The sequence below is a fragment of the Synechococcus sp. CCY9202 genome, from assembly GCF_034931685.1.
In the GTDB taxonomy this organism is placed as follows: Bacteria; Cyanobacteriota; Cyanobacteriia; order PCC-6307; family Cyanobiaceae; genus CBW1002.
In genome coordinates this window covers 40,240-63,126 of the sequence record NZ_JAYGID010000001.1, presented here as the reverse complement: position 1 = coordinate 63,126, position 22,887 = coordinate 40,240, and the positions used below count along the sequence as shown (strand labels likewise).

The following is a 22,887-nucleotide window of genomic DNA, read 5'->3' as shown; positions in this document are numbered from 1 at the left end:
TTCAAACCCTGCCTCAGCCATCCTGCTCCCCGTTGCCAGACCGCGGCGGATCGTAGGCAGGCGCGGGCCGCGCTCAGGCGGACTGCGGGATCAGACGGGCTGCGAATTCAGGCCGTCTGATCGAGTTCGCGTTTCATGCGTTCGAGGGTCTGGTGCATCTGCTCAAACATCACTTCGGGGGTGAGGCCGAATTGGCCGAGCTGGGTGCGCAATTGCTCCACGGTGAGCTTGGCCTGGAAATCCTCCGAGAGCTCGAAGCGTTTCATGAACACGCGATAGCGGTCCATCAGCTCTTCCATGCGATCGATGTAGAGCTTCTTGCCAGCCCGGTCGAACTTGCCGTAGTCACTGCCCAGCTGCATCAGCTGCTGGTAATCGCTGAACAGACGCCGGGCCTCGTCCTGAACGATCTCGGAGTCGAAGAAGGCCATGGCCGAGCCCGTTGACGCATTGGCGACGATTCTGGGGTCCCCCCGTTCCCCCTCGGAGGTGCGGATCCACGCACACACAGGTTCAGCGAAACGCCACCGAGGCCTGACAGCGGCTCAAGCGCGATTCAGCATGCCGCCATCGACCAGCCCACCCAACCGTTCTGTGCCGGTCGCCGTTCAGGAGCTCCGCCACCCGTGGATTTCACCCCGCACCTGCCGCGCCTGCAGAACCCTGACCTCAGCAGCCTGGAGGTGATCCGTGGCCGCAGAGCCGTGGTCGCCATGGGGAGCCCGGCCCTGCTCACGTTCTTCTGCCACTACCCCTCACAGCTGCGGATCACCGGAGCGGCCACCACCGCCCAGGAAGTTCTTGAGTTGCTGATCAAAAACAAGCCCCACGTGCTGATCGCCACCGACCATCTGGAACACGGCTGTGGCATCGACCTCGTGGTGCAGGCCAAGCAGCTCCAGGCGAAACTGCGGACCCTGCTGATCGCCACCCAACCCCAACGCAGCCAGCGCCTCAAGGCGGCGATGAAGGCTGGATGCAACGGCATCTGTCTCGAATCACGCATCGGGTTCGGCACGCTGCGTGCGGCGATCGGTGCGGTGCGCGGCGGCGGGGTCTACATCGATTCCGGCCTGGCCGATCTGTTCAGGCAGGTCCATGCCGACCACACCCCTCTGCGGCCCATCACCCAGCGCGAGACCCAGGTGCTCACCCTGGTGACGCAGGGCCACTCCAACCCGGAGATCGGCGCCCAGCTGTTTCTGTCGCCGGACACCGTGAAAAGCCATATCCAGAACCTTCGCCACAAACTGCAGGCGCGCGATCGCACCCATGCCGCTGTGATTGGCCTCTGCCGGGGGCTGGTGCCCTGGCCAGACACCTGAAGCCCGTCAGGCGAGATCAGATTCAATGATCTGGCTCGGGCAGGGGGGCCACCGCTAACTTCTGAGCCGTACCGCGCCCGGATCCGCATGGCCAAGGGCCACTGGCTCGATCCCCTGGCCCGCCGTCTGCTGGAAGCGACGGGCCAACTTCCTGCCGTACCCGAGCGTGAACCTAATTCCGGCGGCGGCATCAGGCCCCTGGGCCGGGCGCTGGACATCACAGCGGATCGCATCCGAGCCGTGGCGGCCTGGCGCACACCCGAGCAGAAGGTCTCACCAGACCACCGCCTCACCCCCGGTGACGACAAGCAAGACCTCGGCGTTCAGGAGGCAGAGCAACAGGAAGCCGTGGAGCGGGAACTACTGGCCTTGCGGTTGGCCCAGAACCCCGCCTTGCGTCTGCAGGGGGCAGACGAGGTGCGACGGGCCGCCGCCCTCGGCTGGCGGCTGGACGTGAACCGGGCCACGGCCGCCGACTGGCTGCGGCTGCCGGGCTGCAGCCCGAACCATGTGGATCTGCTGCTGCGCCTCCAGGCCAGCGGGGTTCAGCTCAGCGGCCCTGATGACCTGGCCAACCTGCTGGAGCTGGAGGCGGCCACCATGGCGGCCTGGGTCCCCCTGCTGGACTTTCGCTGGTACAGCGACGCCCCTGCCGTACCGGCCACACGCCCGCTTGAGATCAACCAGGCCAGCGCCGCTGAGCTTCAGCGCGATCTGGGGCTGAGCGAGGAGCGCTGCGGGCGCCTGCTGCGCGAACGCTCCCGGCTGCCGTTTCAGGACCTGGCCGATCTGCAGCTGCGGTTGCAGTTTCCCCCCGCCCTGCTGGAGGGCTGGATCGGCCGGGTCCGGTTCAGCCCCGGTCCCGCCGGGCCCAGTCTGTTCAAGCCCCTCAGCCAGCACCGCAAGCCGCGATGAGCAGCCGCGGCCAGCCACGCCAGGGGGAATTGTTCGCCGGCACGCCGGCCTCCATCACAGGCCTCTCGGCCGCGACCAATCCGGCAAGACCGGACACCCTGCCGCTGTTACGCCGCCAGATCCTCGCCTGGCAAGGGGCCCTGGCGGCCCACCAGCAGCCCCTGTTCAGCGCCACCGCCGCGGGCCTGGATCCCACCGCCCAGCAGGGCCTCCTGTTCGGCCCAGCGAGTCAGCCTCAGCGGCTGGCTGGCCAGCTGGATCCGCTCAGCCTCACGCCCCAGAGCCTGTCGTTCTGGCGCTGGCCCAGCAGCTCCCACCAGGGTGCCGCCGTGTATCTGGTGATGGACCGGCCCGCCGAAGCCCCCTGCCCCCTGCTGCTCTACGTGGGCGAAACCAGCCGCGCCGACCGGCGCTGGAAGGGGGATCACGACTGCAAGAGCTATCTCAGCACCTACGGCGAGGCCCTGCGCGCCGCCGGCCTGCAACCCCAGCTGAGCATCCGCTTCTGGTGCGACGTGCCCGCCACGACCGCAGCCCGACGCGCCGTGGAGCAGGCCCTGATCCAACAGTGGCTGCCACCGTTTAACAAGGAGACGCGCGAGCGCTGGAGCACCCCATTCACCGCCCTGCAGGACTGAGAGCGCCCAGTTGAGCTGGCTACGATCGCGGCCACGCCCGTCTGATCCGCATGCAGTTTCGTTGCCTCCCCGCAACCTCCGCCACCCCCCTCGGCGACTGGAGCGGCGACACCCTGGTGCTGGGGTTGCTCGCGGGAGATGACGGGCAGCCGTTGCTCGGAGCGCTGGAAGCCCTGCTTGGCGCTGGCCTGCGACAGCGGCTGGAACAACGGGCCTTCAAGGCCAAGCCAGCGGAGGTGCTCGCCTTCGAACGGGTGGGCGTCGAGCCGGCAGCCGTGGTCGTGGTGGGGCTGGGCGAGGCGGAGGGATTCAATCTCGATGGCTTGCGAAGCGCCGTCGCCAAGGCCGCCCGCACCGCGGCCGCTTCCGGTGGTCGCCACCTCGGCCTGGCCTTCCCCCTGACCAGCCTGCCGGCCGAGACAACCCCCGCCATCGCCGCAGCGGCAATGGCCGAGGCCGTGCGGCTCAGCCTCTACGCCGACCAACGCTTCCGCAGCGAGGCCGAACCCAAGCCCCGCCCGGACACGGTGACCCTGATCGGCCTGGATGACGCGGCCGATACCGCCCTCAGCCGCTTGGGGGCAGTCTGCGCCGGCGTGGAGCTGGCCCGTGAACTGGTGGCCGCGCCCCCCAACGTGGTCACCCCCCAGGCTCTCGCCGACGCGGCCTTGGCCATCGCCGAGGCCTATGGCGCCGAGCTGAAGGTGCTGGAGCGGAGCGACTGCCAGGCCCTGGGCATGGGGGCCTACCTGGGCGTGGCCCAGGGCTCGGATCTGCCGCCCAAGTTCATCCACCTCACCATCCGCCCCGAAGGCGACATCCAGCGGCGCGTGGCCCTGGTGGGCAAGGGGCTCACCTTCGACTCAGGCGGCTACAACCTCAAGACGGGCGGATCGCAGATTGAGATGATGAAGTACGACATGGGCGGCAGCGCCGCCGTGCTGGGGGCAGCGCGTGCCCTTGCCGAGCTGCGGCCCGCGGGGGTGGAGGTGCATGTGATCGTGGCCGCCTGCGAAAACATGATCAGCGGTGGTGCCGTCCACCCCGGCGACATCGTCACCGCCTCCAACGGCAAGACGATCGAGATCAACAACACCGATGCCGAAGGGCGGCTCACCCTGGCGGACGCCCTGATCTACGCCTGCAAGCTGGAACCGGATGCCGTGGTGGATCTGGCCACCCTGACCGGGGCGTGCGTGATCGCCCTGGGGGAGGAGATCGCCGGTCTCTGGTCGACCAGCGATGCGCTCGCCGCAGCCCTGCTGCAGTCCGGCCAGATGGGCGGCGAGTCCTTCTGGCGCATGCCCCTGCGGGCTTCCTATCGCAGCGGCCTCAAGAGCCCCGTGGCCGACATGAAGAACACCGGTCCGCGCCCCGGCGGCTCGATCACTGCCGCCCTGTTCCTGCAGGACTTCGTGACCAAGGATCTGCCCTGGGCCCACCTCGATATCGCCGGCACGGTCTGGAGCGACAAGGGGCGGGGCATGGATCCGGCCGGGGCCACCGGCTTCGGGGTGCGCACTCTGGTGCAATGGGTGCAGGCGGGGGCCACCGGCTAGGTTGTAGCCCCTGAAGCCGGATTCCCAGCCCCATGGCCGCTCAGAAGATCCGCTGGTACGCCAAAGCGCAACTGGGGGTGCTGATGCTCCCGGCGGGCCTGTGCCTGTTCGGCGAAGCGGTGATCCGCAAGGGCATCCAGACCCTGGCGGCCTCGGCCAAGACTGTGGACACCATTGCCGATCCAGGCCCCTGGTTCTGGTATGGCACCTTCGGCCTGATCCTGATCAATGCCGGCGTGGGCCTCATGATCGAAAGCGGACTGCTGCGGGGCTACCCGCGCCAGCCCCGGCCTGAGCAGCGGAACTGAAGCCGCAGGGGCGGCCTGTGGACCAGGCCGCCGGAACGTTGAAGTCGACCTGGACCGTTGAACCAGTCAGGCCGCCATGGCGGCCCGACCGGGACGGGGGTTACGGAGCTGCTGCCGCAGCAACTCGGGAGATTCGAGCGCATGGATCTGCCAGCGAGCCCGCTCGCCGCAAGTGGCCAGCAGACGATCAAGATCGTCGGCCGCCTGCTTCGGGCTCTCGTAGGGCCCGATATGCCGGGTCTGCAGACCGTCTCGAATGGTCAGCAGATACATGGGCTGCTTCGGACGAATATGGCCAAACCCTAACCGCAGCAGGCCTGGATGGGAAGGGTGGAAACACCTGCCCGCCAGCGTCTGCGCTTCAGCGGGAGCTCCAGGCCGAAGAGCCACGGGCTCGCTTGCCCCACACGGCATCCAGGCGGCGGTCGCGGCCGCAGGACCAGCGGTAGTAGTTGTATTTGACCGCATTGCGATCGGCATAGTTCTGGTGGTAGCCCTCCGCCGGCCAGAAGCGCTGCAGCGGCTTGATCTCCACCTTCAGGGCCGAGACCGGCCGGCCCAGCTCTGCGGCCGCCGCCTTGAGGCTGGCCTGGGCAAGGTTGGCCTGCTCCGCCCCTTTGGTGAAGATCACCGGCCGGTAGGAATCACCGCGATCGCAGAACTGGCCGCCCCGGTCGAAGGGGTCCACATTGCGCCAGAAGGCGCGCAGCAGGGTGGCGTAACTGATGCGCCGATCATCGAAGCGCACCAGAACGCTTTCCTGATGTCCCGTGCCGCCGGCGGACACCCTTTTGTAGGTGGGCTGGGCCAGGGAGCCACCGCTGTAGCCGCTCACCGCCTCCAGCACACCTGGCTGAGTTTCGAGATCGTGCTCCAGGCACCAGAAGCAGCCTCCCGCGAACACGGCCTCCTGGGTGGCCGCCTGGGCCATTGGTGGAGCGATCGTGAGGCTGCAGCCCCCCAACACCAACGACAGCAGAACGGCAATCAGACGCACGGCGCCACAACAGGCAAAGTTCGCCTCAGGATCGCGCACGCGCAGCCGGGTTGCGGGATGCCTGAAGGGCCGCTCGGATGCGTTCAGGCCGACACGGGGAGCGGCGGGCTTCCCTGGGGGATCTGATCGAGGATGGCCACGGCAGCCCGGCGGGTCACGCCCGGCTCCCCGAGGGTGCGACGCAGCCGCCCATAGCCTTCCAGGAGACGCTGGCGGGCCTCGCTGTCAGGATCCAGCAGGATCTCCGCCTCGCGGATCAACGCGTCACAGCTGAAGTCCTCCTGCAGCAGCTCCGGCACCAGACGCTCCTGGAGCACCAGATTCACCGGCGAGATGTGGGGAACGTTGAAACGCAGCAGGTGCTTGGCCACCGCGGCAGTGACGCGGCTGACCCGGTAGACCACCACCTGCGGCACCCCCCGCAGGGCCAGCTCCAGGTTGGCCGTGCCGGATTTGGTGAGGGCCAGATCGGCCGCGGCACAAAGGGCAGGCTTGAGCGCATCGGCCTCGCAGGCGGGAATGACGCGGGCCCGCAGCCCCTCACTCCTGCAGGCCTCCTCCAGCAAGGGCTCGAAGCCAGGCAACCCAGTTGACACCAACACCTGCAGATCAGGATGGCGCCGCTGCAGCTCCGCTGCCGCCGCCGCCATCTCCGGTAGCAGGTAGCGCAGCTCCTGGCGGCGGGAGGCGGGCAACAGCAGCAGCACCGGCACCGTCTCCGCCAATCCCAGCAGACGACGGGCCTCCGCACGGCCAGGCTGGCTGCCGAGGGTGTCCAGCAGGGGATGGCCCACCCAGGTGACCCGGGCACCGTGCTCGGCATAGAAGCGGGCCTCCTCAGGGAAGATCGCCAGAATCCGATCGCTGAAGCCGATCAACCGGGTCGTCCCCCCGTCCCCCAGTCGAAACGCCCACTCCTGGGGAGCGATGTAATAGGTGATCGGCACCTGGGGCCTGTCGCGCTTGAGCCGCAGGCCCAGATTCACGTTGGCACCCATGTAATCGATCAGCACCACACCATCGAGGGGATGGAGACGAAGCCACTGCCGCAGGCGATGCTGCAGACGCAGGGTGGGCCAGATCAGCGGCACCGCCTCCCACAGCCCGATCGCGCCGAGAGAGGCAGTATCCGCCAACAGCTTGGCACCGGCGCGGCGCATGCGGTCACCACCGAGGGCCACGATCTCGAGATCAAGCCCTCGTTCAGCAGCCTCCTGATGCAGGGCCTGGATCAACAGCGACCCCTGCAGATCGCCAGACACCTCCCCGGTGCTGATCAACAGACGCGTCATCAGCGCTGCGCCGGCAGGGGGCCGCGGCGGCCCGGGCCGATCGAGGCCTCCAGGAAGTCGCAGAGTTCCCTTGGCGCCCCCAGCAGGGAGAGCTGCCGCGCAGCCTTGAGGGCCTCCGCCAGCACCCGATCGCTGCGGTAGATCAGGGTCCAGATCTCCTGGAGCTGCCGCAGCTGAGCACCGTCGTCGTGATCAGCCAGGCCACTGCGCCGCAGGCCGACACGATTGAGACCGCGCACCCGACCGGGATGTCCCTCCACCATCATGAAGGGCGGCACATCCCTGTCGATGCGGCTCATGCCGCCCACCATGGCGAGCTTGCCGATGTGCACGAACTGGTGGATGCCGAGCACGCCGCCGATCACGGCCCGATCGCCGATCTCCACATGACCGGCCACGGCCACACCATTGGCGATCACGATCCGGTCCCCAAGCACGCAGTTATGGCCGATGTGGCTGTACGCCATCAGCAGGTTGCCGCTGCCGAGACGGGTGCATTCCTGGCCCGCCGTGGCGCGGTTGATGGTGACGCACTCCCGGATGGTGTTGTCGTCACCCATGACCACCTCGGTGGGGTCGCCGGAGTACTTGAGGTCCTGGGGCTCGAGGCCGATGCAGGCACCGGGGAAGATGCGGTTGCGAGCTCCCAGCCGCACCCGTCCGTCGATCACCACGTGGGGACCGACGCGGCAACCCTCGCCGAGCTGCACGTCCGGACCGATCACGGCATAAGGACCGATCTCGACCCCTTCCCCCAACTGGGCCCGGGGATCCACCACGGCCGTGGGATGGACCAATGTCGCCATGGCTGAGCTGGTCATGCCGATCAGTCCACCAAGGAGAACATCAGTTCACCGGAACAGACAAGTTCACCATCGACCGTGGCCTCAGCGCGCACCTTGCCGAAACGCTTGCGCTTCAGGGCCAGCAGTTCGCAGGTGATGCGCAGCTGATCGCCGGGAACCACAGGCCTGCGGAAGCGCACACCATCAATGCCGGCGAACACGAACAGCCCCTTGGGCAGATCCGGCATCTGGGTGACGATCAGGCCACCCACCTGGGCCATGGCCTCCACGATCAGCACCCCGGGCATCAGCGGGCGCCCGGGGAAGTGCCCTTGAAACTGGGGCTCATTGATCGTGACGTTCTTGATCGCCACGGCTCGTCGGCCGGGTTCGTGCTCGATGACGCGATCCACCAGGGCAAAGGGATAGCGGTGCGGCAGCAGACCCTGGATCTGCTCGCTGCCGAGCACAACGGACGTGGAGGCGAGAGCGGACAAGGAGGGAAGGAGCAGCGGGCGTGAGGATGGATCAGGCGGCAACGGAAACCGCCCTGGCGAGGGCGGCAGCGAGGGCCGTGTGCAGACCGTGGGAGCCGCGGTAAGCAAACACCTGGGCGCGGGGGAGTCCCGCCAGGGCCAGATCCCCCAGCAGATCCAGGAGCTTATGGCGCACAGGCTCGTCGACGAAGCGCAGCGGCGGGTTGAGCCACGAGTCGCCATCGCAGACCAGGGCGTTGTCGAGATCACCACCACGGATCAGGCCGGCGGCGCGCAGCTGGTCCACCTGATCACGGAAGCCGAAGGTGCGCGCTGGAGCGACCTCGCGCACGAACACCTCTGGTGTGAGCGCCACGGAGAACACCTGGCGACCGATGGCCGCCTGGGGGAACTCGATGGCGGCACCCACATGCAGGCGTTCGGCCGGCAGGGCCACCGCAAACCCACTGCCCTGCTGCAGGGTGATCGGCTCACGGGGCGCGGGAGCCCAGGTCGGGACCGCGACTGGGGCAAGCCCCGCCTCGGCGATCGCCTCCACCCAAGGCATGGCGGAACCATCCAGCACGGGTATCTCCTCACCATCCACCAGGATTTCAGCCTGAGTGATTCCTGTTCCAGCCAGGGCTGCCAGGAGGTGTTCCACGGTGGCGAGTCGCTCGCTGTTCAGGCGCAGGGCCGTGCACAGCTGCGTCTCACACACCTGGGAAGGATGCAGCGCCAGGCTGGGTCGCGCCGGATGCTGAAGCCAGCCAACCCGGTAACCGGGCTGCTCCGAAGGCCGCAGTCGCACACGGCCCTCAGCACCACTGTGAAGACCAACACCGGAGCGCTCGATGCTGCTGGCCAGGGTCCAGCCATGGTCGTAATCGGAAGGCCAGATCCCCATCAGAACTTCCAGCCCACACCCAGGTTGAAGCGCCAATCGCCGGTGAAATCCTGGCTGGCCACCTCCAGACGGAGCGGCCCCACCGGCGTGGTGACGATCAGGCCCGTACCGACCGAGAAGCCGCTGCCGGGTTTACTGAGCAGGCCGCCGGGGTTGCCCGGCACATTGGCCTGACTGCCGAAGGTGGTGCCGCCATCGACAAACAGCTCGCCACTGATAATGCTGAAGATCGGGAAGCGGTATTCGATCGTGGCCTCACCGAAGCTGCGGCCCACGCCCAGATCACAGTCGTAGTAGCCCCGCACCGAGTTGGAGCCACCAACACAGAAAGCTTCGTAGGGAGGTAGCTGACCAATGTTAGTGCCGGCACTGAACTGGAAGGCGAGAGCCTGCTTGCAATCGGCGGTTTCACCGGCCTTGGGGCGGCAGCCCTTATACAACTTCAGCCAGTTGACGGGGATGAAGTGGGTGTAGCTGGCCCGCACCCGATTGAAGGTGGGGGAATCGGGACCCACCGAGAAAAACTGTTCACTGGCCAGGCTGAGAAAATTCCCCGAAGTGGGATTACGGGGATCATTGAGGTTATTCATCGTGGCAGCCACGCGGACCCCAACCAACTGATTCTGGTTGGCACAATTGTAAGAGAGGCAGATAATATCGTCGGTTGGAGCCTTGCTATTGTTGTTCTGCAACGATTGCTGGGCCACACCAAACACACGCGAATCGCCTGAGAAGTTGATCGGCGAGACCTGCTGGATATTGAGACCAAGCACGACACTCCAGGGAGCTCGCTTGAAGGGGTTGCCTCCATTAAGCGGACGAATCACCTGGAGATTTCCACCGATCCGCTGGATCAGGACGGTGTTGCCGGAGTAGTCGAACCAGCTGGTTCTCGGATCGGCATTTTCAGCGTCGTTAACTGAATCGAACGTCTTCCCCTGAGGGTTCTTCCTCGAATCGATATTGTAGGCCACCTTCGTGCCGGGAGCCTCATAGAAATCACGCACGCTAAAGATATTGCCGTTGTTCTGACTCTGGAACACCTGCGGCACATCCCGGCTGATGAACAGCCGCCCGCGGAAAGCCGTTCGGTATTTGTCACCCTTGATCCAGGGATCGGTGAACGAGATGTCAGCAAGTCCACCGAACTGGCCATAGGTGAAGTTGAAGGCCAGATCCCAGGCACGGCCGAACAGGTTGGAGTCCTGCACCTGGATCTGGCCGAACACCCCCTGGCTCTGGCTGTAGCCCAGGCCGCCCGAGAGGGAACCTGTCGACTGCTCGACAATGCCAAGCACGATCACCACCTCCCCCGGCTCAGCCGGCACCGGCTTGAGGGTCACCTTGACATCACTGAACAGGCCAGTGGCATAGATGCGCTTGATGTCATCTTCAAGATTGCGGCGGTTGAAGACATCCCCCTGCTTGAGGGAGATCTCCCGGGTGACCACCCAGGGCTTGGTCTTGCCGCGGATCGGTTCACCCTTGTCGTTGGTGGCGGAGCCCTCCTTGTTGAGGAACTGCACCTCCACCCCACCGACACTTCCCTCGCGCACCATCAGCTCCACCACCCCCTCGGGACTCACCCGACCGGGGCCGGTGATGCGGGCCAGGGAGTAACCCTGATCGGCATACCACTTCTGCAGGTCCTGCATGCGGCCCTGCAGGGTGTTGAGGTTGAGGGTCTTGCCGTAATCAGCCGCGAAGGTGTCCTGAACCACCTCCGCCGGCAACTTGGCCGTGCTGGGTTCGATGGTTACTTTCTCCAGCACCGGGTTGGCGGTGACCAGCACCACCACCCTCACCCCCAGCGGGCCATCCACGGGCTGGATCCGCACATCCGAGAACCAGCCACTGGCATAGATGGCGGACAGATCGGTCTGGAGCTCGCTGCGGGTGACTCGGCTGCCTGGGGTGGTGGCCATGGCCGCATAGGCGGCAAGTTCGAGCCGTTCGCGCTCGGGATGGTTTTCAAGGCCCTCAATCACCACCTCGCTGATCAACACGCGTGGCTCACTGGGATCGGCAGGAGCCGCGGTGGTGCCCTGCGGAAACCCAGGAGCAGCTCCGTCGGCGGGCATAGGAACCGCATCGGCGGGAAGGGCGTCGGCGGGAATCGGGAAGCCCCCTCCACCCTCTGGGGTTTCGGAGCCATCCTCTGGGGTCTCGGCCGAACGTTCAGTGGGTGTTGTGGACCCTTCAGGGGTATCGGAGGACTGCGGCCGGTCCTCCTCAGAGGTCGTGGCGGCAGGCACCTGTTCCTCCTGGGCAGGCGCCACCTGAGCGATGCGACCGGCCTCCTTCACCTCAGAGGGAGGACGCTCCCCTGCGAGCACACCGGCAGGAACCGCCAGGGCGAGCGCCATCAGGGGGAGGGTGGCGGTAATGCCAGGCAGGCCTGCCATGGTGTCGGGTACGGAGCGGCCAGGCCGCAAATTGGGCTGACCTTACCGGTAGAAGCGCGGTGAAGGACAGACCCCTTGGACCCGTTTGAGGACCTCCCCGTAGGCCTCGATCACGCCACCGAGGTCGCGGCGGAAGCGATCCTTGTCGAGGATCCGCTCATCACTGGGGTCCTCACCACCGGCGCGGAGGTCCCAGAGGCGGCAGGTGTCGGGACTGATCTCGTCGGCCAGCAGCAGGGTTCCATCGGCCGCCAGGCCCAGCTCGATCTTGAAATCCACCAACTGCAGATCTGCCTCGAGGAACAGGGTCAACAGGACGTCGTTGATGCGACGGGCCAGAGCTTCGATCGCCCGGCGCTGCTCGGGAGTCACCAACTCCAGCCGTTCCAGCCGGGCTTCGGTGAGCAGGGGATCACCCAGGGCATCGTCCTTGTAATAGAGATCCAGCAGGGCCGGTTGCAACGGCGTGCCAGCCGCGATCGGCATCTGCCGGCACAGCGAACCGGCGGCCAGGTTGCGGAGCACCACTTCCAGCGGGATCACATCAACCGGCCGCACCAGCATCCAGCGGTCTTCACCCACGCCGCGGTAGTGGGTCGGAATCCCGGCCGCGTCCAGCCGCTCGAAGATCAGGGCCGAGATGCGGCAGTTGAGCGAGCCCTTGCCCTGCAGGGAGGCTTTTTTCTGGGCGTTGAACGCCGTGGCGTCGTCCTTGAACTCGACCGCGACCAGATCGGCCTGGTCGGTGGCAAACACCCGTTTGGCCTTGCCTTCGTGCAACAGGGCCCCGAGGGAGTAGGCAGTCATGGCTGGGGAACAGCGGGCTCAGCCGGATCCTGCCCGGTCGCCGGGACAGGATTCGGCTGGACTGCTGCGGCTGGAGAGGTGGTCGTCGGCTGGTGCCCTCCCGGATCGCGAGGGGAACGCAGCTGGCGCTCCAGCTGGCGGCTGCGGTCGCTGGCGGCGGGATCCTGGCGGCGCAGGAGCCATTCGCCATAGGCGTCGTCGATGCGGCCACTGAGGCGCAGCCGCCGTTCAATCGCACGGCTGGGATCGCCACCCGGCTCTGCCTGAAGCCTGGCCTGATCATCGAGCAGCTGGGTCACCAGCCCCCAGGCCCCCGCCGCCGCCGCCTGCTCCAGGGCCCGCTCGTACAAACTGTCCCGCTCCGCCACGGGAAGGGTCTCGAGCAGGGCAGCGGCCTGTTGCAGCCGCGACGCGGTGGCAACGCCAGGCACCCGCGAGGCCAGCAGCACCTCGGCGGCCTGGCGGCGACGTCCCTGGGCGATGTAGTGCTCGGCCAGCTGATCCAGAGCCACGCGGGTGGTGGTGGTGCCGTCCGCGGCCTGTTTCACCGGCAGCAGCACGGCCTCGAGGCGAGCCGCATCACCGGCCGCCAGCCGCCAGAGGGCCTCGGCGGCGCGGCGGTGATCCAGGCCAGCGTTGGCGGCGCGCCACTGCAGCAGGAGCCACTGATGCCGTTCGCCACCGGCAGCGGGTCCGAAGCGATCCAGCACCGCCAAAGCCTGCTGGGGGGCCCGGCAGCTGATCAGCACATGGGCGTTGGCCAGCACCACCGCCAGGGGCTGAGGCGCCGGATGGAGGGTCATCAAGCGGGTGTGAAGCTGGCGCACCCGCGCATCGTCCCCCAGATCCAGCAGGGTGAGACAGGCCTGCTCGATCTGCTCGAGGCTGCCCTTCTCCAGCAGCAAGGCAAAGACCTCGGGCGGGTAGGGCTGGGGAGGCACCCCCGGGGTGGCAGCAGCGGCAGGGCTGGCGGCCGGCGCGCTCGGCGGGCTGGCAGCGGGCGGGCGGGCAGGACTGACCGCAGACGGATTGACTGGAATGACCGCTGGAGCCAAGCCCCGGGAAGCAGCACTGGCCGGGGGGATGGCGTCTGCCGCAGCAGCCCTGCTGATCCCCAGGCAGGCGCCGGCCAGGCAGAGCCCGATCAGGCTGGACAATGGCGACCGGCCAGCCGGCATGTTGATGGAGACGGCCGTCGCGGCCAAGACTGGCTCACAACCTAAGGGCACTGCCCCCAACCCGCTCCCCTCGCCATGCCCGACCCGGCCGCGCCGCCCTCCCCCACTGCACCCACCGCGGCAGGCAGGACGCCCCGGCGGATCCTGGTGGTGGGCGGCGGCGGCCGCGAGAACGCCCTCGGCTGGGCCCTGGCCCGCTGTGCCGGGGTGGAGGCCGTATGGGTGAGCCCCGGCAACGGCGGCACCGCCGAGCTGGAGGGCTGCCGTCAACTGGCGGTGGCCGAGACCGACCATGAAGGCCTGCTGCAAGCCTGCGCGAAGCACGCGGTCGAGCTGGTGGTCGTGGGGCCTGAGGCTCCCCTGGCTGCGGGGCTGGCGGATCGGCTGCGCGGCGCCGGGCTGGCGGTGTTCGGCCCCGGCGCCGATGGCGCCCTGCTGGAGGCCAGCAAGCGCTGGGCCAAGACCCTGATGCAGGAGGCCGGCATCCCCACCGCTGGCCACTGGAGCGCCACCAGTGCCGCTGAGGCCCTGTTGGTTCTGGAGCAGCAGAACCGTCCCCTGGTGGTCAAGGCCGATGGCCTGGCCGCGGGGAAGGGGGTGACGGTGGCCGAAAGCGTGGCCGAGACCCGCGCCGCGATCGAGGAGGCCTTTGCCGGACGCTTCGGCGAGGCGGGCACCTGCCTGGTGCTGGAGGAGCGGATGAGCGGCCCGGAGGTTTCGGTCTTTGCCCTCTGTGACGGCGAGAGGATGGTGTTGCTCCCCCCTGCCCAGGACCACAAACGCATCGGTGACGGGGACACCGGGCCCAACACCGGCGGCATGGGCGCCTATGCGCCGGCCCCCCTGCTCGATGCCGCCGCTCTGGAGGCGGTTCGCCGCCAGGTGCTGGAGCCCACCCTGGCGGCCCTGCGCCAGCGTGGCATCGACTACCGGGGCGTCATCTACGCCGGGCTGATGCTGACAGCGGAGGGGCCGAGCGTGATCGAATACAACTGCCGCTTCGGCGACCCGGAGTGCGAAACCCTGATGCCCCTGCTGGGTCCGGAACTGGCGGCGGTGCTTCTGGCCTGCGCCGAAGGCTGCCTGGAGGCAGCCCCCAGCCTCACGATCGCGCCGCACTGCAGTGCCTGCGTGATTGCTGCCGCCGGGGGCTATCCGGGCACGGTGCGCCAGGGCGATCCGATTGAGGGTCGGCCCGCCGCGGATCCGCACCGGCAGCTGTTCCATGCCGGCAGCCGCCGCGATGCGGACGGCCTCTGCCGTACCAGTGGCGGCCGGGTGCTGGCCATGGTGGCCCAGGCCGACGACTTCGACACCGCCTTCGAGCTGGCCTATGACGGACTCGCCCAGGTGCACTTTGAGGGCATGACCTTCCGCCGCGACATCGGTCATCAGGTCCGGCAGAGCTGATGGCGGAATCGATGCCCAGCTCCTTGCCGAACACCAGTCCTCACTCCTGGCAGCAACGCCTGGCCCGCTGGTGGGCCGAGTTCAGTCTGCAGACCAAGCTGCTGGCGGTGGCCACCCTGGTGGTGAGCCTGCTGATGACAGGCATCACCTTCCTCGCCCTCAACGGCATCCAGCGTGATGCCCGCATGAGCGACACCCGCTATGCCCGTGACCTGGGCCTGCTGCTCTCAGCCAATGTGACACCCCTGGTAGCCGAGGGCAACGACCGGGAACTGGCGCAGGTGTCGGAGCGCTTCTGGCGCTCCAGCCGCAGCCTGCGCTACATCCTCTTCGCCGATCCCGAAGGAGTGATCTACCTCGGCATTCCGATCGGCAACGGCAGCGGCAACGGCGACCAACTGCTGACCCGCCGCCTGGAGCTGCCCGCCGATATCCAGCGCCGTCCGGACAATCCCCTGGTCCGCCAGCACCTCACCCCCGACGGTCGGGTCACCGACGTGTTCGTGCCGATGGTGAACGACGGCCGGTATCTAGGAGTGCTGGCTCTGGGCATCAACCCCAACGAAACCCTGCTGGCCAGCGCCGCCCTGACCCGGGAGGTGACCGTGGCGGTGTTCATCTCGATCTGGGTGCTGGTGATCCTCGGTGCCGTGTTCAACGCCCTCACGATCACCCAGCCGGTGAAGGAACTGCTCCGAGGCGTGCGTCTGATTGCCAGTGGCACCTTTGAGGCCCGTATTGCGCTGCCGGTGGGTGGCGAACTGGGTGAATTGCTGAATGGCTTCAACACCATGGCGTCCCAGCTGGAGGCCTACAAAGCCGCCAACATCGAAGAGCTCACCGCGGCCCAGGTGAAGCAGCAGTCGCTGATCGCCACCATGGCCGATGGGGCGGTGCTGCTCGATGCCGAAGGCCGGATCGTGCTGGCCAACCCCACGGCCCGGCGTCTGTTCCGCTGGGAAGGGCGCAGCCTGGAGGGCAACGACCTGGAGCGGGAGCTGCCGGAGCGGTTGGCGGTTGAACTGCACGCCCCGCTCGAAAGCCTGATCGGCAACCAGCGCGACAGCACCGATGTTCGCTGCAGCTTCGGCGAGCCACCGCGCACCCTGCGGATCGTGTTGCAATCGGTGCGGGATGCCAGCGGTGAGAGCCTCAAGGGCATCGCCGTAACGATTCAGGATCTCACCCGCGAGGTGGAACTCAACGCGGCCCAGAGCCGCTTCATCAGCAACGTCTCGCACGAACTGCGCACGCCCCTGTTCAACATCAAGAGCTACGTGGAAACCCTCCACGATCTCGGCGATCAGTTGAGTGAAGCCGAGAAGCGCGAATTCCTGGGCATCGCCAACGACGAGACCGATCGGCTGACCCGATTGGTGAACGATGTGCTTGATCTCTCCCGGCTCGAATCCGAGCGGGTCTGGACCCTGGAGCCGCTGGAACTGCCGCCGGCGATCGAGCAGACCCTGCGCACCTACCGCCTGAACGCCGAAGATAAGGGGGTTAATCTGGCCTTCGAGAGCGATCCAACCCTGCCAAGGGTGCTGGGGAACTGGGACCTGCTGCTGCAGGTGCTCGACAATCTGGTGGGCAATGCCCTCAAGTTCACGCCCAAGGGAGGCGGCCTGATGATCCGAGCCTACCCCTGGCCCGATCTCTGCCAGATCGAACCCGGCGAACCTGGCGAAGAGGAGCATCCCCGTTGCACGCTCACCTCCCCATTGCCGCGGTTGCGGATCGAGATCGCTGATACGGGCTGCGGAATCTCAGAAGCGGATCAGGACCGAATCTTCGACCGGTTCTTTCGGGTGGAAAACGCGGTCCACACCGAAGCCGGCACCGGCCTGGGGCTCTCGATCGTCCGCGGCATCATCGACAAGCACGGCAGCCGTATTCACATGGCGAGCGAGATGGGGACCGGCACCACTTTCTGGTTTGATCTGCCTCTAGGAGCCTGCTGAAAAAGTCCCGAGGTCGCCATGACTTGAGTCTGACCTCTGGGCGCAGCGCCCGTGAACACTGGGCTCGGAGTCAGGCGTTCCCGGGCTGAATGGCCCTTGAAGGGGTTTTTCAGCAGTCTCCTAGAGCACTCCGACGACGACGAACTCAGGGTGGCCGGTGAACGCCGCTCGCTTCTGAATGACAGTCTCGCCGGCCAGACTGTTCTCACGTCGAACAGCTAAGACAGCCCATTCACATTGACCTGGCCTGTGCAGTCTGGCAACTGCGATCATGACAGTCTTCAGAGATCGTCAGTAGTCACACCGCGCACGATACGGGCCAGCTCACTGCGTTCATCGTTGGTGATGCGATGCGGCACACCGGAAATGATCCGCTCAAAGTTCGAGAAGGAATCCTTGATCTCAGGGCCCTGGCCCGTGATCACAAACTCACGGATGCCCTTGTCGTGCCACGAGCCACGCATCTTGAACACGTTGAGAGCGCGGGCCATTTCGCCACGAATCTCGACATACTGCAGAAGCAGAATCGTATCCGTGATTGTGGAGATATGCGAGTCGGTGATCGAGTGGCTACCCATGAATTCCTCTGAGGTATTCGTGAAGAAGCCGGTGATCTCCTCTTGCTTGGCAAAACCGGTGATGCCGATCACAAACTGACGAAACGCGTTATGACTCACTCCCCTGGCCAAGGCTGAAAGCGAATCAATCGCCATGCGTGAAGGCTTGAACTGACTGATTTCTGTCTTGATGATCTGGAGATGATCCTCCAGACCGGTGGACTCGGGATAGGCACAGATGATCTTGAGCAGTCCGTCCTGCTCCATCTGCTCAAAGTCAATTCCCCAGCTGGTCGCATTGCGCAGCAGCTGAGCCCTTGACTCCTCATAGGCAAACAAGATGGCGCGCTCCTTGCTGCGGCAGCCATCTTCAACGAACTTGCTCACCAGAAGAGTCTTGCCTGTGCCGGTAGCACCGGTAGCGAGAATGATCGAATCCTTGAAGAATCCACCACCGCACATCTCGTCCAGCCGAGGCACGCCGGAACTAACACGCACATTGGAGGAACGCTGGGTCAATCGCATCGCACCCAAGGGGAAGATACTCATGCCATTTCTACCCATCGTGAAAGGAAATTCACCCTTCATATGGGTGGTGCCGCGTAATTTGAGCACCTCCAAGGTGCGGCGGCGGCGTTCCCCTTCGAGCACATTTCGGAGAATGATGACATTATCCGAAACGAACTCTTCGACGCCATAGCGAGCGATCGGACCATATTCATCGATCCGCTCGGATGTCATCACAGTCGTGACGCCGATTTCTTTCAGGCGAGCAATCAGGCGAAAAATCTCACGACGCACCACGGACAAGGCATCGTACTGCTGAAAAACCGACGTGATCGAATCGATCGCCACTCGCCGCGCCTTATACTTGCGAATCGCATAGTTAATTCGCTCGATCAATCCAGAAAGATCAAAAGAGCCAGCCACATCTTGACCATCTGGGTCAGGAGAAGCGTCTAATATAAAAAGCTTATCTTGTTCAACTAATTCCTGCATATTCCAGCCAAAACTCGAGGCATTTCGCAGGATATCGAGTGGCGATTCTTCGAAGGTCACGAAGATACCAGGCTCGTTGAACTGATGGATGCCGTTGTAGAGAAAACTCAGCGACAGCACAGTCTTCCCCGTTCCAGAGGTGCCACTGATCAGCGTGGAACGACCGATCGGCAGACCCCCATGGCAGATGTCATCCAGTCCCTCAATCGCAGTCGGGAGCTTCTGAACCTGCATCTGACTGTGGCTGGGTCGATTCAAATCCTGCATTGACGGGAAGACCTTGTGGAGAGGCTAGGCCGCGAAGGAGCTTGTGGGCCCTTGGGACGTAAAGAGATGTGGGGTTGACAGGGTTGACGCCGATCCGTCCAGAAACGATCAACGCAGAGCCTGCTCCTCAGGAAGGCTCAAAGGGACTCACCCTCAACAATCATGCCCTGTCCCGAGCTGTCGTTCTCAACCTGCCACTCCCCAAAGAGTCTGGGGTCGAGATCCGAAAGCCCTTCTTCGGAGAGCTCCTCATAGAGCAGATCAAGGCCGATCAGCACTCGCTCTCGATCGGACAGATCCCCGATGATGCGGCGCACCGGCGGTGGCAGAATCTTCGAAAGGGTGGGAGTGGCCAGAATTTTATCCTCCTCGGCCAATTGAGGACTCTTGAGTACGTCAATGACTTTGAGGGCATAGACGCCCTTGAACTCCGTTTCAAGAATGTCGCGGAGCGTCCTCAAGGCCCGTATGGAGCTGGGGGTGTTCCCGGCCACATAGAGCTTCAGGATGTAGGTCTTGCGGGGAAGCGTCATTCAGAACTCTCGATCGTCAAGGACTGACTGGCGTGGATCTCACTGGACTCGACAAGGGGTTTGGACCCCTGACCGAGGGCGGTGTCGGGAGGAAGGGAGCGGCGGTACATTTCGCATAGATGCGCCATCACATCTAAAAGGGCAATGCGGTAGTCCTGCAGGAAATCATCATCACGGCCCTCCAACCGTACCTTCTTCCAGAGCCCATCAATGAGACTTGTATGAATTTCAACAACTTTGGTGATGGAAAGATCACTGAAGAAGGCTGTATTCACGAAGTTCTCCAGAGCCTGATTGGCGGCGGCTGGGTCCCGGAAATAACTGAGCAGAAGGTCGCGATAGGTGCGCTGCAATGATTGCAACAACTTCTGAGCTTCCTGCTTGGGCAGATTGCGCAGGAAGCGGGCTGCATCCCGCTTGTAGAAAACGCCAAGATAGCCAAGCCGATCCTTGAGGCGATTAGCCAGTTTCCATGCCTCAGGAGTCGGAGCCTCACTGTCAACGGACTGACTGGAGCCGTGAAGCAGGCCTTGCCTGAGAAAGCGCGACACAGCTGCATCAATGCTGTACTTGAGCTGCTCAAGCTGATCGGGCTGGAGGTGCACCTCCGCTTCATGGTATTGACACTGGCCTCCACCCCGTCCGATCACCACGGCCGGCAGCAACAATCCCTGCCTGGCCAAGCTTTGGAGCAGCTCAGAAGTGGTCTCCGTCTGGTCCACCAGGACCACATCGAAGTCTTCAAGGTGGCGATCGAGTTTGGCGATCACATCCGCCTCCGGTGGGATCGGCACAAGCTCGTAACGACCATCCCGCAGCATCTGGGCAGAGGCCTGGGCGAGCTGCTCGTCGCGAACCAGGGAAGCAACCGTGAGGGCCGGCTTGGGCATCGGGCGCGGAACAGGCAGCCTCCGGTGGACCACCGTGAGGGTCAGGTGCGGGCAACCGCATGGTTGCACGGCCATATCTTGACGGCGGGTGGGCCGAACTGTGAGGATCACTCTTTGTTATCCAAATCCCGTGCGCTCAGGCTCCCAATGGCTTAACGCCAGCCTGGCCACGTCCCTGAGCCCATGACCAAGACCGACAACCCTGCGGCGGCGGCCCCCTACGCGATCGTCGAAGCCAGTGGTCAGCAATTCTGGCTGCAACCCAACCGCTACGTGGACCTGGACCGCCTGGCGGCCGAAGTGGACAGCAGCGTGACCCTCGAGACTGTGCTTCTGGTTCATGACGGCAACGCCACCACCCTGGGTCAGCCCTATGTGACCGGTGCCACTGTCGAACTGAAGGTGATGGAACATCGCCGCGGTCCGAAACTGATCGTGTACAAGATGCGTCCCAAGAAAAAGACCCGCCGCAAGAACGGTCACCGGCAGGAGCTCACCCGTGTGATGGTCCAGTCCATCAACCTGGCCGGCAAGCCGATCTCCTGATGCCGCACGCCGATCGCGAGGCTCCGTGAAGTGGCGATCCGCGTTCCACCATCTATCCCTCCTTATTCCTGACCCCCCCATGGCCCACAAGAAAGGCACAGGTTCCACACGGAACGGCCGCGATTCCAATTCCAAGCGCCTTGGCGTCAAGGCCTACGGCGGTGAAGCCGTGAGTGCCGGTTCGATCCTGATCCGCCAGCGGGGCACCTCGGTCCTGCCTGGCGTCAATGTCGGTCGCGGCTCCGACGACACCCTCTTCTCCCTGGTGGATGGAGTGGTGAGCTTCGACAGCATCAAGCGTGGACTGCGCAACCGCAAACGCATCAACGTGGCTGTCGCCTGAAGACCTGGTCAACCCAGACCAAGACCGGCGTCCATGGCCGGGCTTTCTCATGGCCGGCGCGATGTCGCCGGCTTTTTTGGTGGGTGGCGCCGGACGAGCGGCACCAGCACCTCATGCTGCCGGCAGCAATCGATAGGCGCGGGTCGTGATCAGGTAGGGGTGGAACACCTCGAGGAAGCGGCCCTGCAGACGCCGGAAGAAGGCCTCCACCAGGGCGGGGTCATCGAAATGGAAGGGATATTCGCCGTCAAAGCCGCGGAAGAAATACCAGTTCAGCAGGGCAATCGCCTCAGGACTCATCCTGGCGGCAAAGCAGTCCAGCTGGCCCGCCGGGTCAGGCAGGTGCTCCAGCACGTCCAGACAGACGATGGTGTCGAACTGTGGCGGCAGGCGTGAATCCTCCAGATCGCGGCAGCAGAGCAGGCGATCCGCCAGCCCCATGCGCTCGGCCCGCCACTGCACGAAAGCCCGGTTGCGGGGATTGAGGTCCACGACACACACCCGATCCACCGCCGGCAGGGCCGCCGCCGCCAGAGCGTGCGTGCCGATGCCGCCGCCGAAATCCAGCACCTGGCCGCGGGCAAAACGCTGCTGCAGGCGCAGGGTGTCGGCGATGTAATCGGCGCTGCCCAGGTGCCAGGCGGCCAGCTCCAGGAGATGCCCATCTCCCACCGTGTCTTCGTAGAAGGCACTGGCCCGCTCCGGGCTGAACCCACCCGGATGCAGTGCCGCCAGCGCATCGGTGCTGCGCGGCATCCGCGCCTCCAGCTCCTCAGGCTGGATCGCCAGGAAGGCAGCCAGCTGGCTGCGCAGATCGAAACCGCTGGCCAGGAACACCTCCAGCCCCAGACCCGACAGGAGCGGTTCCGTCGCGCTTCGGAGGGCAGGATCAGCGACCGGATCGGCGGCAGGCATCGGCAGGGGAACGGACAGCGGCCGCCAACTTAGGGGTGAGGGAAGCCGCAGGGCTCAGGCCGGAAACTGCTCCTGCCCCAACTCAGCCCCGGGACCGGGCACCTCCAGCCAACGGCGCAGCACGGCCACCAGCCCGTAGAAGGGCAGGGTGTCGGCCAGGGCAGCCACCACTTTGAACAGGTAACCGCTGGCGATGAAACTGGCCAGCTGCGGCAGCACTGGCTCCGCCTCCTGCACCGGCAGCACATGGTTGGCGTAGTGGCTGATCAGCACCACCGCCGTGGTGTCCACCAGCTGGCTCACCAGGGTGGAGCCGTTGTTGCGCAGCCACAGGGCACGGCCACCGCTGAAGCGCTTCCAGAAATGGAACAGGCGCACGTCGGTGAACTGGGCGGCCAGGTAGGCCACCATCGAGGCCCCCACCGCCCCGAAGGCGAGCCGGCGCATCTCATAGAACACCGGCAGCTCCGTGCTGCCAGCCCCGACCGCAAGACCGCTGCCGGCACCGGGCACGCCGGCGGCACCACCCCAGCCATCGAGCCCAGGCAGCACGCCCCCCAGCCAGAGGATCAGCACGATCCAGCCGTTCAGCAGCAACCCCACCCAGACCAGCTGGCTGGCCTTCTGCTCCCCCCAGATCTCGCTGATCAGATCGGTGCAGAGAAAGGTGACCGGGTAGGGCAGGGCCCCCACCGCCACCACGATCGGCCAGGAGCCGATCGATCCCAGGGTGAGGAAGCGGGTCAGCCCCAGGATGTTGAGCATCCCCATGGTGCCCAGGAAGAGGCCCGCCAGCACCAGAAACACGAGATCGCGGCGCTGCTGCAGGGTCACGGAGGGCGAGGCGACAACCGTCCCAGGTTGAAGGGAGGAC

Annotated in this window: 24 protein-coding genes; 9 read left to right on the top strand and 15 right to left on the bottom strand. The window is 65.4% G+C overall.

What is annotated here, in order from left to right; all coding sequences use genetic code 11:
- Positions 1-107: 107 nt before the first annotated feature.
- Positions 108-431: a DUF1825 family protein gene (locus VB777_RS00345; RefSeq protein WP_197156727.1), complete on the bottom strand. Its 324-nt coding sequence runs from the start codon at positions 429-431 to the stop codon at positions 108-110.
- A 195-nt stretch (positions 432-626) separates the two neighbouring features.
- Here VB777_RS00345 and VB777_RS00340 point away from each other — a divergent pair, with 195 nt between their 5' ends.
- The 5 genes from VB777_RS00340 (at position 627) to VB777_RS00320 (ending at position 4,745) form a co-directional block, all read left to right on the top strand.
- Positions 627-1,325 (top strand): response regulator transcription factor, encoded by a 699-nt coding sequence (locus tag VB777_RS00340; protein ID WP_322758442.1) that lies wholly within the window; start codon positions 627-629, stop codon positions 1,323-1,325.
- Positions 1,326-1,412: 87 nt separating this feature from the next.
- Complete coding sequence (locus VB777_RS00335; RefSeq protein WP_322758441.1) at positions 1,413-2,240, top strand: hypothetical protein; 828 nt, start codon at positions 1,413-1,415, stop codon at positions 2,238-2,240.
- The gene (locus tag VB777_RS00330; RefSeq protein WP_231597998.1) at positions 2,237-2,878 is read left to right on the top strand and encodes a GIY-YIG nuclease family protein; all 642 of its coding nucleotides are present in this window, start codon (positions 2,237-2,239) and stop codon (positions 2,876-2,878) included. Before VB777_RS00335 ends, VB777_RS00330 begins: the two co-directional genes overlap by 4 nt.
- Positions 2,879-2,928: 50 nt before the next feature.
- Positions 2,929-4,437, top strand: coding sequence for a leucyl aminopeptidase (locus VB777_RS00325; protein WP_323246319.1), 1,509 nt, complete (start codon positions 2,929-2,931; stop codon positions 4,435-4,437).
- 32 nt (positions 4,438-4,469) lie between these two features.
- Complete coding sequence (locus VB777_RS00320) at positions 4,470-4,745, top strand: hypothetical protein (RefSeq protein WP_197156735.1); 276 nt, start codon at positions 4,470-4,472, stop codon at positions 4,743-4,745.
- Between the two features lie 66 nt (positions 4,746-4,811).
- Here VB777_RS00320 and VB777_RS00315 read toward each other — a convergent pair whose 3' ends face one another.
- The 9 genes from VB777_RS00315 to VB777_RS00275 all read right to left on the bottom strand — a co-directional run bounded on the left by VB777_RS00315 (position 4,812) and on the right by VB777_RS00275 (position 13,355).
- On the bottom strand, positions 4,812-5,018 hold the full coding sequence (locus VB777_RS00315) for a hypothetical protein (protein ID WP_197156737.1): 207 nt from the start codon (positions 5,016-5,018) through the stop codon (positions 4,812-4,814).
- Between the two features lie 88 nt (positions 5,019-5,106).
- Positions 5,107-5,676 carry a peptide-methionine (S)-S-oxide reductase MsrA gene (gene msrA, locus VB777_RS00310; RefSeq protein ID WP_197158880.1) on the bottom strand — a complete coding sequence of 190 codons (570 nt, stop codon included), beginning with the start codon at positions 5,674-5,676 and terminating at the stop codon, positions 5,107-5,109.
- Between the two features lie 149 nt (positions 5,677-5,825).
- A complete protein-coding gene (lpxB, locus tag VB777_RS00305) occupies positions 5,826-7,034 on the bottom strand; it encodes a lipid-A-disaccharide synthase (RefSeq protein WP_323246317.1) in 1,209 nt (402 codons plus the stop codon).
- Complete coding sequence (gene lpxA / locus VB777_RS00300; protein ID WP_197158881.1) at positions 7,034-7,840, bottom strand: acyl-ACP--UDP-N-acetylglucosamine O-acyltransferase; 807 nt, start codon at positions 7,838-7,840, stop codon at positions 7,034-7,036. The genes lpxB and lpxA overlap by 1 nt, the downstream gene beginning before the upstream one ends.
- A gap of 20 nt (positions 7,841-7,860) precedes the next feature.
- Complete coding sequence (fabZ, locus tag VB777_RS00295) at positions 7,861-8,358, bottom strand: 3-hydroxyacyl-ACP dehydratase FabZ (protein WP_370594657.1); 498 nt, start codon at positions 8,356-8,358, stop codon at positions 7,861-7,863.
- On the bottom strand, positions 8,348-9,202 hold the full coding sequence (gene lpxC, locus VB777_RS00290) for a UDP-3-O-acyl-N-acetylglucosamine deacetylase (RefSeq protein ID WP_197156743.1): 855 nt from the start codon (positions 9,200-9,202) through the stop codon (positions 8,348-8,350). Before lpxC ends, fabZ begins: the two co-directional genes overlap by 11 nt.
- Positions 9,202-11,607, bottom strand: a complete 2,406-nt coding sequence (locus VB777_RS00285) for a BamA/TamA family outer membrane protein (protein ID WP_323246310.1) — start codon at positions 11,605-11,607, stop codon at positions 9,202-9,204. Before VB777_RS00285 ends, lpxC begins: the two co-directional genes overlap by 1 nt.
- Before the next feature lie 42 nt (positions 11,608-11,649).
- Positions 11,650-12,414 carry a phosphoribosylaminoimidazolesuccinocarboxamide synthase gene (gene purC / locus VB777_RS00280; protein ID WP_197156745.1) on the bottom strand — a complete coding sequence of 255 codons (765 nt, stop codon included), beginning with the start codon at positions 12,412-12,414 and terminating at the stop codon, positions 11,650-11,652.
- The gene (locus VB777_RS00275) at positions 12,411-13,355 is read right to left on the bottom strand and encodes a hypothetical protein (RefSeq protein WP_323246307.1); all 945 of its coding nucleotides are present in this window, start codon (positions 13,353-13,355) and stop codon (positions 12,411-12,413) included. The genes purC and VB777_RS00275 overlap by 4 nt, the downstream gene beginning before the upstream one ends.
- A gap of 312 nt (positions 13,356-13,667) precedes the next feature.
- Here VB777_RS00275 and purD point away from each other — a divergent pair, with 312 nt between their 5' ends.
- Positions 13,668-15,002: a phosphoribosylamine--glycine ligase gene (purD, locus tag VB777_RS00270; protein ID WP_322758435.1), complete on the top strand. Its 1,335-nt coding sequence runs from the start codon at positions 13,668-13,670 to the stop codon at positions 15,000-15,002.
- Between the two features lie 11 nt (positions 15,003-15,013).
- Positions 15,014-16,963 (top strand): two-component system sensor histidine kinase NblS, encoded by a 1,950-nt coding sequence (nblS, locus tag VB777_RS00265; protein WP_323246305.1) that lies wholly within the window; start codon positions 15,014-15,016, stop codon positions 16,961-16,963.
- A 281-nt stretch (positions 16,964-17,244) separates the two neighbouring features.
- Here nblS and kaiC read toward each other — a convergent pair whose 3' ends face one another.
- From kaiC to VB777_RS00250, 3 genes are all read right to left on the bottom strand, one after another.
- Complete coding sequence (kaiC, locus tag VB777_RS00260; RefSeq protein ID WP_231598001.1) at positions 17,245-18,753, bottom strand: circadian clock protein KaiC; 1,509 nt, start codon at positions 18,751-18,753, stop codon at positions 17,245-17,247.
- 170 nt (positions 18,754-18,923) lie between these two features.
- On the bottom strand, positions 18,924-19,319 hold the full coding sequence (gene kaiB, locus VB777_RS00255; protein ID WP_231605384.1) for a circadian clock protein KaiB: 396 nt from the start codon (positions 19,317-19,319) through the stop codon (positions 18,924-18,926).
- Positions 19,316-20,209, bottom strand: coding sequence for a circadian clock protein KaiA (locus VB777_RS00250; RefSeq protein ID WP_197156755.1), 894 nt, complete (start codon positions 20,207-20,209; stop codon positions 19,316-19,318). Before VB777_RS00250 ends, kaiB begins: the two co-directional genes overlap by 4 nt.
- 183 nt (positions 20,210-20,392) lie before the next feature.
- On the opposite strand from VB777_RS00250, the gene rplU reads away from it, so the two are divergent.
- Both rplU and rpmA read left to right on the top strand, forming a co-directional pair.
- The gene (gene rplU / locus VB777_RS00245) at positions 20,393-20,755 is read left to right on the top strand and encodes a 50S ribosomal protein L21 (protein ID WP_197156757.1); all 363 of its coding nucleotides are present in this window, start codon (positions 20,393-20,395) and stop codon (positions 20,753-20,755) included.
- Between the two features lie 79 nt (positions 20,756-20,834).
- On the top strand, positions 20,835-21,098 hold the full coding sequence (gene rpmA, locus VB777_RS00240; protein WP_197156758.1) for a 50S ribosomal protein L27: 264 nt from the start codon (positions 20,835-20,837) through the stop codon (positions 21,096-21,098).
- Positions 21,099-21,209: 111 nt separating this feature from the next.
- On the opposite strand, the gene VB777_RS00235 is transcribed toward rpmA, so the two are convergent.
- The gene (locus VB777_RS00235) at positions 21,210-22,013 is read right to left on the bottom strand and encodes a class I SAM-dependent methyltransferase (protein WP_197156759.1); all 804 of its coding nucleotides are present in this window, start codon (positions 22,011-22,013) and stop codon (positions 21,210-21,212) included.
- A 54-nt stretch (positions 22,014-22,067) separates the two neighbouring features.
- Positions 22,068-22,847: a queuosine precursor transporter gene (locus VB777_RS00230; RefSeq protein WP_197156760.1), complete on the bottom strand. Its 780-nt coding sequence runs from the start codon at positions 22,845-22,847 to the stop codon at positions 22,068-22,070.
- Positions 22,848-22,887 lie beyond the last annotated feature (40 nt).